Genomic DNA, 12,234 nt, shown 5'->3' with positions numbered 1-12,234 from the left:
GCCGCGGCTCAGACCGCGGCGAATACCGCTTCCAGATCGACCTTTTCCTCGGCCGGCGCCTGCAGCCGCAGCGTGCTTTCGACATGGCCGAGGTGCTCGGTCATCAGCCGCGCGGCGCGCTCGCCGTCGCCGGCTTCCAGTGCATCGACGATGTCGTCGTGTTCATGGTGCGGGCACGACGGCACGCCCGGCGCGTCATAGAGCGCGATGATCAGGCAGGTCAGCGAGCACAGCTCGCGCATGTACTTGCCCAGGTACTGGTTGCCGGTCATTTCCGCCAGCTTGCAGTGGAACTCGCCCGACAGCCGGATGATGGCGCGGCGGTCGTTGCTGTCTCGCGCCTGTGCTTCCTGGCGCGTGGTCTCGCGCAGCGCGCGCACGCCCGGCGCGCCGATGGCGCTGGCGAGGTCGCGCACCAGCGCGGGTTCCAGCAGGTGGCGTGAATGCAGCACCTGGCGCGCTTCGGCCACGCTCGGGCTGGAGACGAAGGTGCCGCGGTTGGGATGCACCGTCAGCACGCCCTCATGCGCCAGCTTGGCGAAGGCCAGCCGCACCTTGGTGCGGCTCACGCCGAACACGCCGCCCAGCTTTTCCTCGACCAGCTTGGTGCCCGGCGGCAGCCGGTGCTCCCAGATCGCGGTCAGGATGCGGTCGGCGATGGCCTCGACCGACGCGCCGCGCGCGCTGTCCGCGTCGGTCTCATTGATACCGTCGGTAGCGGGCAGGTCGGCTTTGGTTCGTGGCATGGCGGTCGGCGTTGGCGGCCCGGAAAAAAGACAGTCGGTGTCGTTATTGTATGGCGGTTCGCCATCAAGTGTATAACACTGGCGTCGGACTGGTTGCCGTCTTACTGCGCGCCGAGCTTGTCCAGCGCCTCGCCGGTCACGCGGCAGATGCGCCAGTCGGGCAGCACGTCGGCGCCCATAGCCTGATAAAAGTCGATCGACGGCTGGTTCCAGTCCAGCACCGACCATTCGAAGCGGCCACAGCCGCGCTCGACCGCCAGCGCCGCGAGGTGCTTGAGCAGCGCCTTGCCCAGGCCGTGGCCGCGCCATGCCGGATCAACATACAGGTCTTCCAGGTACAGGCCGGGCCTGGCCAGGAAGGTCGAGAAATTGTGGAAGAAGAGGGCAAAGCCGACGGCTTGCCGGCCGCCAGCGGTGTCGACTTCGACCAGCACCGCTTCGGCATGCGGCGTGGCGCCGAACAGTGCATCCTGGATCTTCTGCGGCGTGGCTTCGACGATATGCGTCAGCTTTTCGTATTCTGCCAGCGCCAGGATCAGGTTGAACAGCGTCTCGCTGTCGGCGGCGGTGGCGGGGCGGAGCGTGAAGGCGGGCTTGGACATGCTGGGTCGGCTTTCCGGAAAACAGGGATTCGGAATTATCGCCTGTGCGTCACTTGCCGCGCCAGTTTGCATGCCATCGGGTCAGTGCCCGAAGTCCGCCAGCTTGCGCACCTGGTCGACATACCCGGGCGCCAGGCAATCCACCACCAGCCGCTCCGGCGTGCTGCGCAGCCAGGTCAGCTGGCGCTTGCACAGCTGGCGCGTGGCGGCGACGCCGCGCTCGCGCATGGTGGCGAAATCGGCGTCGCCGTCCAGGTACTCCCATACCTGCCGGTAGCCGACGCAGCGGATCGACGGCAAGCCCGGATGCAGGTCGCCGCGCCTGCGCAGCCGCTCGACTTCCTCGATAAAGCCGTTGGCCAGCATCGCGTCATAACGCTGCGCGATGCGCGCGTGCAGCGCCAGGCGGTCCGATGGCTCCAGCGCAATCACGCGGAAGCGCTGGTCCGCCGCGCCGGCAAAGGTGCGGCCCTCGGCCTGGCGCGCCAGCAGCGCCGACATCGGCTGGCCGGACAGGCGATGGATTTCCAGCGCGCGCTGGATGCGCTGCGCGTCATTGGGCGCGAGCCGCGCCGCGGTGACCGGGTCGACCTCGGCCAGCATCGCATGCAGCGCCGGCCAGCCGCGCTCGGCGGCAAGCTGGTCCAGCTCCGCGCGCAGCGCGGCATCGGCCTGGGGCAGGTCATTGAGCCCCTGCGTCAGTGCCTTGTAGTACAGCATGGTGCCGCCGACGATCAGCGGCACATGGCCGCGTGCGCGGATCTGTGCGATCAGCCGTTCGGCATCGGTGACGAACTGCGCCGCGGAGTAGCTGTCGGCCGGGTCGATGATGTCGATCAGGTGGTGCGGCGCGGCTGCAAGTTCTTCGCGCGTGGGCTTGGCAGTGCCGATATCCATCTCGCGGTACACCAGCGCCGAATCCAGGCTGATGATCTCCACCGGCGCGTCGGCCGCCAGCGCCAGCGCGGCCGCGGTCTTGCCCGAGGCGGTGGGGCCGAGCAGGCAGACCACGGGCGGATGCGTGGCGGAATAGTGGGGTACGGCGGACATCGAAAGCCTTGGATGAATCGTGGGGCGAGCGGCTTATTGCCCGCGCAGGAACAGCCGGTCCAGCTCGGTCACGGTCAGTTGCACCCAGGTGGGGCGGCCGTGGTTGCACTGGTCGGCGCGCTCGGTCTGCTCCATCTGGCGCAAGAGCGCGTTCATTTCCTCGAGCGTGAGCTTGCGGTTGGCGCGCACCGCGCTGTGGCAGGCGAGGGTGGCCAGCAGTTCATTGCGGCGCTCGGCCAGCACGCGCGAGCCGCCATAGGCATGCAGGTCGCGCAGCACGTCGCGCGCCAGCGCTTCGGCATCGGCCTGCTGCAGCAGCGCCGGCACCGCTCGCACCGCCAGCGTGGTGGGCGACACGGGGGCGATATCGAAGCCCAGCAGCGTCAGTGTCTCCTGGTGTTCTTCGGCCACGCCGATCTCGACCGGGCTGCCGGGCAGCGTGACTGGGATCAGCAGCGGCTGCACCGCCAGGTCGCGCGCGTCCAGGCCGGCCTTGATCTGCTCGTACAGGATGCGTTCGTGCGCCGCATGCATGTCCACCAGCACCAGCCCGCGCGCATTCTGCGCCAGCACATAGATGCCATGCAGCTGGGCGATGGCGTAGCCGAGCGGGTGGTCGTCGGGGGCGTCGGCAGGATCGGCAAAGCCGGCGCGCGCGGCTGGCGGCAGACGGTCCAGCAGGCCGGGCGGGTCGTCGGCGCGTGCCGCCTGGGCGTCGGCCAGCCAGGCAGGCGGTTGCGCCGGGGTGCCGGGCATGGCGCCATAGGGCCGCGCTGCCGGTGCGGCGGCATCGCGCACCATGCCCAGGTAGGCCTGGCGCGGCTGGGCGATGCCGAGTTCGGTCTGGCGTGCAGCGGAATAGTTGATCCACTGGCCGCCGCCGCCGCCACCATAGCCCGGCCGTGCGCCGCCCGCCGGTATCGCACCGCCAGGCGGAAGGGTGATCTCGCCGTCGGCGTCGGTATGCAGGCTGTCGCCGTTCCCGCCGGCCTGCCGCGCCAGGCAGCGCTGCACCGCGTGGTAGACGAACTGGTGCACGGCGCGCGATTCACGGAAGCGCACTTCGATCTTCGACGGATGCACGTTGACGTCGACCATCTCCGGCGGCAGGTCCAGGCACAGCACATAGGACGGGAAACGGTCGCCGTGCAGCACGTCCTGGTAGGCGCTGCGCACCGCGTGGTTGAGCAGCTTGTCGCGCACGAAGCGGCCGTTGACAAAGAAATACTGCTGGTCCGGCCGCCCGCGCGAGGCGGTGGGCAGCCCGGCAAAGCCATACAGGTGCAGCGTATCGGCCTCTTCGTCCACTGGCAGGCGGGCGCGGGCAAAGTCAGTGCCCAGCACCTGCGCGGTACGGGTGGCGACGTCGCCGGCATTCCAGTGTTCCAGCGGCTTGCCGTTGTGGTGGACCGAGATGGTCACGTCGGGCCGCGCCAGCGCCACGCGCCGCACCATCTCCAGGCAGTGTCCCAGCTCGGTTTGCTCCGATTTGAGGAACTTTCGGCGCGCTGGCGTGTTGAAGTAGAGATGCTGCACGTCGACGGTGGTGCCGACCCCGCCCGAGGCAGGCTGCACCGTGCCGGTATCGGCGCTGACCTGGGTGGCATGGGCATCGGCCGCGGTGCGGCTGGTCAGGGCCAGCTGGGACACCGAGGCGATCGAGGCCAGGGCCTCGCCGCGGAAGCCCAGCGTCAGCACCGATTCCAGTTCGTCGAGCGAAGCAATCTTGCTGGTGGCGTGGCGCATCAGCGCGACCGGCAACTCGGCAGCAGGGATGCCGCAGCCATTGTCCGTGATGACGATGCGCCGCACGCCGCCTTCTTCCAGCCGGATGCCGAGCTGCGTGGCGCCGGCGTCGAGCGCGTTTTCCAGCAACTCCTTGACCACCGAGGCCGGTCGTTCCACCACTTCGCCGGCGGCGATCTGGCTGATGAGCTGGTCCGGCAGCGGCCGGATCGGGCGCGGCTGCTGGGTGGTGCGCAGGGCGGTGCTGGAGGCGGAGGCAGGCATCCGGCGATTATACGTGGACGCTCGCACGGAGTCGGACGCACAAAGGCGCCGCAGGTGACGGATTGGAGCGGTGGCTCTTGTATGATTCAGGCCAGGGCGGCCCGGGCCGCATCGGACCGAACGCAGTCAACCAAACCAACAATGGGGAACGACTTGGATCTCGCTTTGCAGCTCATCGACATGCTGGTGCATGTCGACAAATATCTCGGCACGGTCATCGACCAGTACGGCCACTGGGTCTATGCCATCCTGTTCCTGATTGTGTTCGCGGAAACGGGGCTGGTGGTGGTGCCGTTCCTGCCGGGCGACTCGCTGCTGTTTATCGCGGGCGCCTTCTGCGCAACCGGCGCCATGAACGAGTGGGCACTGATCGGCCTGCTGCTGGTGGCGGCGATTTCCGGCAATACCGTCAACTACCTGGTGGGCAGCTGGATCGGGCCCAAGGTGTTCGACCACCAGTGGCGCTTCCTGGACCAGGATGCGCTGCGCCGCACCCATGACTTCTATGAGCGGCACGGCGGCAAGACGCTGGTGATGGCGCGCTTCGTGCCGATCGTGCGTACCTTCGCCCCGTTCGTCGCGGGCGTGTCGCAGATGACCTTTGCGCGCTTCCAGATGTTCAACGTGGTCGGCGCCGTGGCCTGGGTGGTGGGCCTGGTGTTCGCCGGCTACTTCTTCGGCAACCTGCCGTTTATCCGCCAGTACCTGAACCTGATCGTGCTGGCCGGCATCGGGGCGGCCGTGGTGCCGCTGGTGCTGGGCGGGCTGTGGAAGCTGGTGCGCGGCAATCGCCGCCGGCCTTCGCGCGTGGAGCGCTAAGCCAGTGAGGTCACGCAGCCTTTGCGCCCCTTTTTCACTATGAAACGGGTTCTTAGTTGAGGCTGCGGCTCATCATCCGCAGCGCGGGCATGCGCTCGCGGATCTGGCCGATATCGGCCGCATCGGGCCGGGCCAGGACATAGGCTTCCAGGTCGGCCAGCGCGGGGCGGAAGCACTCTAGGTTGGCATAGGCCAGGCCCCGGTCGCGCACTTCCTCGATCGAACCCGGCAGCAGGATCACCAGGCGGTTCTGCACCGCCAGCAGCCGCTGCCAGCGCGACTCCTGCAGGTAGATCGCCTTCAGGTTGCGCAACATGCGCGCGACGATCTCGCGGTGGCTGGCCGCGCGCAGGAACAAGCCCAGCGGTACCTGGCTGGCATCGCTGATGCCTTCACGCTCTAGGTACGGATCCAGCATTTCCTGCAGCTGTTCCTTCGACAGGGTCTCGCCGGTGAGCGGGTCCAGTATCACCTCGCCGGCCGGAATCGTCATGCGCAGCAGGAAATGATTGGGGAACGACACGCCCTTGAGCGGCAGGCCGATCTGCTGGCCCAGCTCCATGAACAGCACCGCAAGCGAGATCGGGATGCCGCGGCGCTGGCGCAGCACCACGTTCAGGTAGGAGTTGTCGGGGTCGTAGTAGTCGTTCGCGTTCGGGCCGAAACCGAGGTCGCGATAGAAGAAATGGTTCAGCAGGCGCAGCCGCTGGATCGCGGGGGTGCCTTCGGCGATCCGGCGCTTCAGGCGCAGCGCCAGCACGTCCAGCGCCGCAAGCTCGGCCTGCAGGTCCAGGTCGGGGTAGGCGTCCTGCGCGATGGACAGCGCGGTTTCGGTCAGCGGGATGCCGTTTTCGTCGGCCACAAGGCTGGCGAAATAATCCAGGACTTTGGTGGATGTCATGTCGGTTTCCCGGTGCAGCCGCCGGCACCGCGCGCAGCGTGGGTCACCATTGCCGGCTCATTAGGTGGCCCATGCGTTGGCAGATTCGCTGGCCCATCAGCCGGCGCGGCGCCTGAAGGCAGAGTAGCGCAGTCCCATGAGCCACAGTGTACCGAAGTAGACCACCGCTGCAAGTACCAGGCACGAAGCCAGCAGCGCGATGCGCAGAAGCGGCGTCGCGCCCAGCCCGATCCAGTCGAAGTTGCGCGCGAACCAGAGCAGCATGCCGGACAGCAGCAGCACCGAGGCGCCCAACTGCGCCAGGAACAGCCACCAGCCCGGCGCCGGCCGGTACAGGCCGCGCCGGCGCAGGCCGAAGAACAGCAGCAGCGCGTTGATGGTGGCGCCGGCACTGATCGACAGCGCCAGCCCGGCATGGCTGATCCACGGCACGAACGCATAGTTGCAGGCCTGCGTGATCACCAGCACCAGCAGCGCGATCTTCACCGGCGTGCGGATATCCTGGCGCGCATAGAAGCCAGGCGCCAGGATCTTGATCGAAATCAGCCCCATCAGGCCGACGCCGTACGAGACCAGCGCCTGGCGCGTCATCTCGACCGCGTGGGCGTCGAACTTGCCGTAGTTGAACAGCACGGCGGTCAACGGCGCGCCGAACACGAACAGCCCTACCGCGCAGGGCACCGCCAGCAGGAAGGTCAGGCGCAGGCCCCAGTCGAGCAGGCTCGAGTACTCGGCATGGTCGCCCGAGGCGTTGGCCTTGGACAGGCTCGGCAGCAGGATCGTCCCCAACGCCACGCCCAGCAGCGCGGTCGGGAACTCCATCAGCCGGTCGGCATAGGTCAGGTAGGAGACGCTGCCCGCGGCCAGCCGCGAGGCGATATTGGTATTGATGATCTGGCTGATCTGCGCCACCGACACGGCCAGCAGCGCCGGCCCCATCTGCCGCAGGATGCGGCGCACGCCGGGATCGGACCACGCCGCGCGCAGGTTGAAGCTCAGCCGCGGCATCACGCCCAGGCGCCGCAGCGCCGGCACCTGGATCGCCAGTTGCAGCACGCCGCCAACCAGCACGCCCCACGCCTGCGCGTAGATCGGCTGGTCCATGTGCGGGCCGACGAACAGGGCCGCGATGATCAGGCACAGGTTCAGCAACACCGGCGTGAAGGCCGGCACCGCGAACTTGCGCCAGGTATTGAGGATGCCGGACGCCAGCGCCACCAGCGAGATCAGGCCGATATACGGGAACATCACCCGCGTCATGAACACGGCCGCGGTATAGGTCTCGCTTTGCCCGCGGAAGCCGGTGGCGACCGCGGTCATCACGAGCGGCGCCCCGATCACGCCAAGCAGTGACACGCCCATCAGCACCCAGGTCATGACCGTGGCGACGGCGTCGATCAGTGCCTTGGTCGGCTCGTCGCCGCGCTTGGCGTGGTATTCGCCCAGGATCGGCACGAAGGCCTGCGAGAACGCGCCTTCGCCGAAAATGCGGCGCAGCAGGTTGGGAATGCGGAAGGCCACGTTGAACGCGTCGGTCATCTCCGACGCGCCAAAGGCGCGGGCGATCAGGATCTCGCGCACGAGGCCGGTGATGCGCGAGAGCATCGTCAGGCTGCTGATGGTGGCGAGCGCTTTGAGCAGGTTCAAGGTGCGGGTCGGTGCGGGACGGTGGATCGGTGCGGGCGCACCGCATGCCGGGGACGCCTCTGAGACGCGGTCCGGGCGATAAAGTTGCCGGCGCGCCACGTGCCCCGGCACAATGTGGCGCTTATTATACGGATCGGCCCGGCGCCCGCCCGGCCCGAGCTGGCAAAGTGTCCGTCGTGTTGCTTTGTGTGCCGGCATCTGTGTATAATTGCCGATTCACAAGGACAGTTGCGTTCCGGATTCGTGTGTCAGTGCATCCCGGGTCGCTCGATATGACTTAATTGTTGTGTCCCCCGCGGCACGCATCTGAATTCAGGATATTTTTACATGGCAAATTCCGCACAAGCTCGCAAGCGCGCCCGCCAGGCCGTTGCCCAGAACGCTCACAACTCCAGCCTGCGTTCGCGCCTGCGCACCGCCGTCAAGGCCGTCCGCAAGGCCATCGACGCTGGCGACAAGGCCGCTGCCGCCGAGATCTTCAAGAACTCGCAAGCCGTGATCGACAGCATCGCCGACAAGAAGATCGTGCACAAGAACAAGGCTGCACGTCACAAGTCGCGCCTGTCGGCCGCCATCAAGTCGATGGCTGCCTGATCACTGCCCGGGCCGCCCCGGCGGTCCAGCAGAGGCGGGTGCCCAGGCATCCGCCAACAAAAAAGCTCGTCATCCGACGAGCTTTTTTGCTTTCCGGCGCCAGGCCGGCAGGCTTATTCCAGCGAACAGGCTTCAACCAGCTGCAGGTTGTTGTCGCGCGCAAAATTCAGCACGAAATCCAGCGCCTTCGGTTCAATATCGCGCAGCCGCACGTCCACCACCACGCATTTGACGTTGCCGGCGAAGATCGGCCGCACGTAAGGGGAGTAGGTCAGGCGCGGGTCGCCGCTGTCGCCCTCGGGGCGGAACTGCGCCATCACGCCGCACAGCCGTTCGGCCCAGTCGCTCGGGCGGAAGGTCTTGCCTTCCTTGGTAATGCCTTGGATAAAGTATTCGCGAACGTTGGGGTTCATGAGGCTGGACACTGCGGGTGAGGCGGATGACTCGACGGTAAACCCGCTGGACGGGCGCCCGTTTGACGCGGCCGGGGCGCGTTTGGTTCGCGCTGGTTCCAGCCGGAAGGCGGGGCGTCGGTGTCTTGCGGGGGCACTTTTGATGCCGGCGGCGGGCAGCGGCATGGGTGTGCCGGGCCCCGCGTGAATCAGCGGGTATTATATCTTATATAAGAGTTGCGCATAAGGGCGAAATCCTGTCGGGAACCTGTCAGCGGCACCGCGCCGGGGCAGGGCGCGAGTTCGTGCCGGGTTGTCCCGGACTCGCCAAAGCAGAAATAATCCCTTATGATTCTTGCAGTTAAATTGCGTATGCGACGCGAAAGGCGGCTCCGCGGCGCGCTTGAGTCATGAACACTTCGTGACGGCGCGTCCCCACCGAGCCGCCTTCTTTGTTTTATGAGCTCAACCCCGATCAAGCATTACCTCCAGTTCAGCGACTTCACTCCCGACGAGTATGAGTACCTGCTGGATCGCGCGCGGATCCTGAAGGCCAAGTTCAAGAACTACGAGACCTGGCACCCGCTGCACGACCGCACGCTGGCCATGATCTTCGAGAAGAATTCCACGCGTACGCGCCTGTCGTTCGAAGCCGGCATCCACCAGCTGGGCGGCCACGCGGTGTTCCTGAACACGCGCGACTCGCAGCTGGGCCGCGGCGAGCCGATCGAGGATGCGGCGCAGGTGATCTCGCGCATGGTCGATATCATCATGATCCGCACCTTCGGCCAGGACATCATCGAGCGCTTTGCCGCGCATTCGCGCGTGCCGGTGATCAACGGCCTGACCAACGAATACCACCCGTGCCAGGTGCTGGCCGACGTCTTCACCTACATCGAGCAGCGCGGCAGCATCCGCGGCAAGACCGTGGCGTGGATCGGCGATGCCAACAACATGGCCTACACCTGGATCCAGGCCGCCGAGCGTCTGGGCTTCTCCTTCCATTTCTCGGCGCCGCCGGGCTACCAGCTCGATCCGGCCATGGTGCCGGCGTCTGCCGCCGGCCTGGTCAAGGTCTTCGACGATCCGCTCACGGCCTGCCAGGGCGCCAGCCTGGTCACCACCGATGTCTGGACCAGCATGGGCTTCGAGGCCGAGAACGACGCCCGCAAGCGCGCTTTCAAGGACTGGATGGTCACGACCCCGATGATGGACCGCGCCGAGTCCGACGCGCTCTTCATGCACTGCCTGCCGGCGCACCGCGGCGAGGAAGTCGAGGCCGCCGTGATCGACGGCCCCAAGAGCGTGGTCTGGGAAGAGGCCGAGAACCGCCTGCACGTGCAGAAGGCGCTGATGGAATACCTGCTCTGCGGCCGCTACTGAACCAGCGCGGCGCGGAGTGAACAGGGGAGGGGCCGCGATGGCCCCTCTTTTTACGTCTTTCGGACAGAAACCCAAGGAGATGGAAGTGAGCCAGTTCGACAACGTGTCGGTCGTCAAGAAAGCCAACCTGTACTTTGACGGCAAGTGCGTCAGCCATACCGTGCTGTTCCCGGACGGCACCCGCAAGACGCTGGGCGTGATCTTCCCGGCCGCGCTGACCTTCAACACCGGCGCGCCCGAGATCATGGAAATCAATGCCGGCACCTGCCGCGTGCGCCTGGCCGGTTCGGAAGACTGGCAGACCTACGGCGCGGGCCAGCAGTTCAGCGTGCCGGGCAACAGCAGCTTCGATATCGAGGTGCAGGAAACGCTGGACTACGTCTGCCACTTCGCGTGACAGGCGCGGCGGGTCAGTCCTGGCCCGCCTGCTTTACAGCACCACCGGTTCCGGTTCGATGCGCACGCCAAAGCGTGCCTGCACCGCATCGGCGATGCGGTTGGCCAGCGCCAGCAGCATCGCGCCGGTGCCGCCGCCGTGGTGCACCAGCACCAGCGCCTGCTTGCCATAGACGCCCACCGGGCCGTCGCTGACGCCCTTGAAACCACAGCGGTCGATCAGCCAGCCGGCGGCCAGCTTGTAGCTGCCGTCCGGCTGCGCGTAGCTGACCAGGTCCGGATTGGCCTGCAACAGCGCGTCGCGCTGTGCCGCGCTGACCAGCGGGTTCTTGAAGAAGCTGCCGGCATTGCCGACTTGCGCCGGGTCGGGCAGCTTGCGCGAGCGGATCGCGACCACGGCGTCGCGAATCGTGGCCGCATCGGGCGCAGCCCGGCCATCGAGTTCGCGGGCCAGCTCCCCGTACGACAGCACCGGTTGCCACGCCTTGGGCAGGCTCAGCGTCACCGCCGTGATGATGTAGCGGCCGGCGCCGGCGCGCTTGAACAGGCTGTCGCGGTAGCCGAAGCCGCACGCCCGCAGGTCCAGCCAGACGAATGCGCCGGTGTGGCGATCATAGGCGCGCACGCCTTCGAAGCGCTCGCGCAGCTCCACCCCGTAGGCGCCAATGTTCTGGATCGGCGCCGCGCCCGCGGTGCCGGGGATCAGCGCCAGGTTTTCGAGCCCGGGCATGCCGTCGGCGATGGTGCGGTTGACCAGTCCGTTCCAGTTCTCGCCGGCGCCGGCGGTGACCAGCCAGGCATCGCCAGTCTCCTCCGGCTGGTAGCCGGGTATTTCCATCAGCAGCACCAGCGCGTCCAGGTCGCCCGTCAGCACCACATTGCTGCCGCCGCCCAGGACCACCAGTGGCAGGCCGTCGGCACGCGGGTCGGCCAGTGCCGCGGTCAGGTCGGCTTCGCTGCGCACATGCACCGCAAAGCGCGCGCGCGCGTCGAATCCGAATGTATTGTGGCGACGCAGGGGATAGAATTCGTGGAAATCTGCCATGCAAGGAAAAGGTGACGCGGCCGCCGCTGGTAGGCAAGCGACCCGGAACTGCGAGGTAGGCTGGATTATACGGAAGGCGCCGCGCGCGGCCGGCTTCCGGGCATACGGATCACAAGGAGAATGCAATGCCGTCGTTTGATGTAGTGTGCGAAGCGAACATGGTCGAGGTGAAGAATGCCGTCGAGCAGGCTAACAAGGAAATCTCGACGCGCTTCGATTTCAAGGGCTCGGACGCCCGGGTCGAGCAGAAGGAAAATGAACTGACTGCCTTTGCCGACGATGATTTCAAGCTGAGCCAGGTCAAGGATGTGCTGATCAACAAGATGGCCAAGCGCAACGTGGACGTGCGCTTCCTGGACTACGGCAAGATCGACAAGATCAGCGGCGACAAGGTCAAGCAGGTGATCACGATCAAGAAGGGCGTGACCGGCGACCTGTCCAAGAAGATCGTGCGCATCATCAAGGACAGCAAGATCAAGGTGCAGGCCAGCATCCAGGGCGACGCGGTGCGCGTGTCGGGCGCCAAGCGCGACGACCTGCAGAGCGTGATGGCGATGCTGCGCAAGGATGTGTCCGAGGCGCCGCTGGACTTCAACAACTTCCGCGACTGACCCTTGCCCTCCGCGCCGGCGCTCCTGCCGGCGCCCCC

Annotated in this window: 13 protein-coding genes; 5 read left to right on the top strand and 8 right to left on the bottom strand. The window is 66.7% G+C overall.

The window, feature by feature from the left end; translation table 11 throughout:
* Positions 1-8 precede the first annotated feature (8 nt).
* From AC1Q7H_RS02585 to mutL, 4 genes are all read right to left on the bottom strand, one after another.
* Positions 9-746 (bottom strand): GntR family transcriptional regulator, encoded by a 738-nt coding sequence (locus tag AC1Q7H_RS02585; RefSeq protein WP_492377804.1) that lies wholly within the window; start codon positions 744-746, stop codon positions 9-11.
* A 101-nt stretch (positions 747-847) separates the two neighbouring features.
* On the bottom strand, positions 848-1,348 hold the full coding sequence (locus AC1Q7H_RS02580) for a GNAT family N-acetyltransferase (RefSeq protein ID WP_211980261.1): 501 nt from the start codon (positions 1,346-1,348) through the stop codon (positions 848-850).
* Between the two features lie 81 nt (positions 1,349-1,429).
* Positions 1,430-2,398: a tRNA (adenosine(37)-N6)-dimethylallyltransferase MiaA gene (gene miaA / locus AC1Q7H_RS02575; protein ID WP_211980260.1), complete on the bottom strand. Its 969-nt coding sequence runs from the start codon at positions 2,396-2,398 to the stop codon at positions 1,430-1,432.
* Positions 2,399-2,431: 33 nt separating this feature from the next.
* Positions 2,432-4,408, bottom strand: coding sequence for a DNA mismatch repair endonuclease MutL (mutL, locus tag AC1Q7H_RS02570; protein ID WP_492380941.1), 1,977 nt, complete (start codon positions 4,406-4,408; stop codon positions 2,432-2,434).
* A 180-nt stretch (positions 4,409-4,588) separates the two neighbouring features.
* Between mutL and AC1Q7H_RS02565 the strand changes: the two genes are divergently transcribed.
* Positions 4,589-5,227, top strand: a complete 639-nt coding sequence (locus AC1Q7H_RS02565; RefSeq protein ID WP_319609863.1) for a VTT domain-containing protein — start codon at positions 4,589-4,591, stop codon at positions 5,225-5,227.
* A 52-nt stretch (positions 5,228-5,279) separates the two neighbouring features.
* Here the strand turns inward: AC1Q7H_RS02565 and AC1Q7H_RS02560 are convergent, their stop codons facing one another.
* Both AC1Q7H_RS02560 and murJ read right to left on the bottom strand, forming a co-directional pair.
* Complete coding sequence (locus tag AC1Q7H_RS02560; RefSeq protein WP_013957897.1) at positions 5,280-6,128, bottom strand: SirB1 family protein; 849 nt, start codon at positions 6,126-6,128, stop codon at positions 5,280-5,282.
* 96 nt (positions 6,129-6,224) lie between these two features.
* On the bottom strand, positions 6,225-7,775 hold the full coding sequence (murJ, locus tag AC1Q7H_RS02555) for a murein biosynthesis integral membrane protein MurJ (RefSeq protein ID WP_153953734.1): 1,551 nt from the start codon (positions 7,773-7,775) through the stop codon (positions 6,225-6,227).
* A 327-nt stretch (positions 7,776-8,102) separates the two neighbouring features.
* On the opposite strand from murJ, the gene rpsT reads away from it, so the two are divergent.
* Positions 8,103-8,369, top strand: coding sequence for a 30S ribosomal protein S20 (gene rpsT, locus AC1Q7H_RS02550; RefSeq protein WP_010815010.1), 267 nt, complete (start codon positions 8,103-8,105; stop codon positions 8,367-8,369).
* A gap of 113 nt (positions 8,370-8,482) precedes the next feature.
* Here the strand turns inward: rpsT and AC1Q7H_RS02545 are convergent, their stop codons facing one another.
* Positions 8,483-8,782, bottom strand: a complete 300-nt coding sequence (locus AC1Q7H_RS02545; protein WP_012353767.1) for a DUF3579 domain-containing protein — start codon at positions 8,780-8,782, stop codon at positions 8,483-8,485.
* Positions 8,783-9,220: 438 nt separating this feature from the next.
* Between AC1Q7H_RS02545 and argF the strand changes: the two genes are divergently transcribed.
* Both argF and ppnP read left to right on the top strand, forming a co-directional pair.
* Positions 9,221-10,144 (top strand): ornithine carbamoyltransferase, encoded by a 924-nt coding sequence (gene argF / locus AC1Q7H_RS02540; protein ID WP_013957893.1) that lies wholly within the window; start codon positions 9,221-9,223, stop codon positions 10,142-10,144.
* Positions 10,145-10,229: 85 nt separating this feature from the next.
* Positions 10,230-10,541 (top strand): pyrimidine/purine nucleoside phosphorylase, encoded by a 312-nt coding sequence (gene ppnP, locus AC1Q7H_RS02535; RefSeq protein WP_010815007.1) that lies wholly within the window; start codon positions 10,230-10,232, stop codon positions 10,539-10,541.
* Positions 10,542-10,574: 33 nt separating this feature from the next.
* On the opposite strand, the gene murB is transcribed toward ppnP, so the two are convergent.
* Positions 10,575-11,585, bottom strand: coding sequence for a UDP-N-acetylmuramate dehydrogenase (gene murB, locus AC1Q7H_RS02530; RefSeq protein WP_013957891.1), 1,011 nt, complete (start codon positions 11,583-11,585; stop codon positions 10,575-10,577).
* A gap of 125 nt (positions 11,586-11,710) precedes the next feature.
* On the opposite strand from murB, the gene AC1Q7H_RS02525 reads away from it, so the two are divergent.
* On the top strand, positions 11,711-12,196 hold the full coding sequence (locus AC1Q7H_RS02525; protein ID WP_013957890.1) for a YajQ family cyclic di-GMP-binding protein: 486 nt from the start codon (positions 11,711-11,713) through the stop codon (positions 12,194-12,196).
* Positions 12,197-12,234: the final 38 nt, after the last annotated feature.

Source organism: Cupriavidus sp. GW823-FHT06D04 (assembly GCF_058795055.1).
This window is presented reverse-complemented; position numbering and strand designations above follow the sequence as displayed.

Coding starts and splice junctions, on each gene's coding strand:
- AC1Q7H_RS02585 (WP_492377804.1), bottom strand. CDS start 746: ATGCCACGAACCAAAGCCGACCTGCCCGCTACCGACGGTATCAATGAG.
- AC1Q7H_RS02580 (WP_211980261.1), bottom strand. CDS start 1,348: ATGTCCAAGCCCGCCTTCACGCTCCGCCCCGCCACCGCCGCCGACAGC.
- miaA (WP_211980260.1), bottom strand. CDS start 2,398: ATGTCCGCCGTACCCCACTATTCCGCCACGCATCCGCCCGTGGTCTGC.
- mutL (WP_492380941.1), bottom strand. CDS start 4,408: ATGCCTGCCTCCGCCTCCAGCACCGCCCTGCGCACCACCCAGCAGCCG.
- AC1Q7H_RS02565 (WP_319609863.1), top strand. CDS start 4,589: ATGCTGGTGCATGTCGACAAATATCTCGGCACGGTCATCGACCAGTAC.
- AC1Q7H_RS02560 (WP_013957897.1), bottom strand. CDS start 6,128: ATGACATCCACCAAAGTCCTGGATTATTTCGCCAGCCTTGTGGCCGAC.
- rpsT (WP_010815010.1), top strand. CDS start 8,103: ATGGCAAATTCCGCACAAGCTCGCAAGCGCGCCCGCCAGGCCGTTGCC.
- AC1Q7H_RS02545 (WP_012353767.1), bottom strand. CDS start 8,782: ATGAACCCCAACGTTCGCGAATACTTTATCCAAGGCATTACCAAGGAA.
- argF (WP_013957893.1), top strand. CDS start 9,221: ATGAGCTCAACCCCGATCAAGCATTACCTCCAGTTCAGCGACTTCACT.
- murB (WP_013957891.1), bottom strand. CDS start 11,585: ATGGCAGATTTCCACGAATTCTATCCCCTGCGTCGCCACAATACATTC.
- AC1Q7H_RS02525 (WP_013957890.1), top strand. CDS start 11,711: ATGCCGTCGTTTGATGTAGTGTGCGAAGCGAACATGGTCGAGGTGAAG.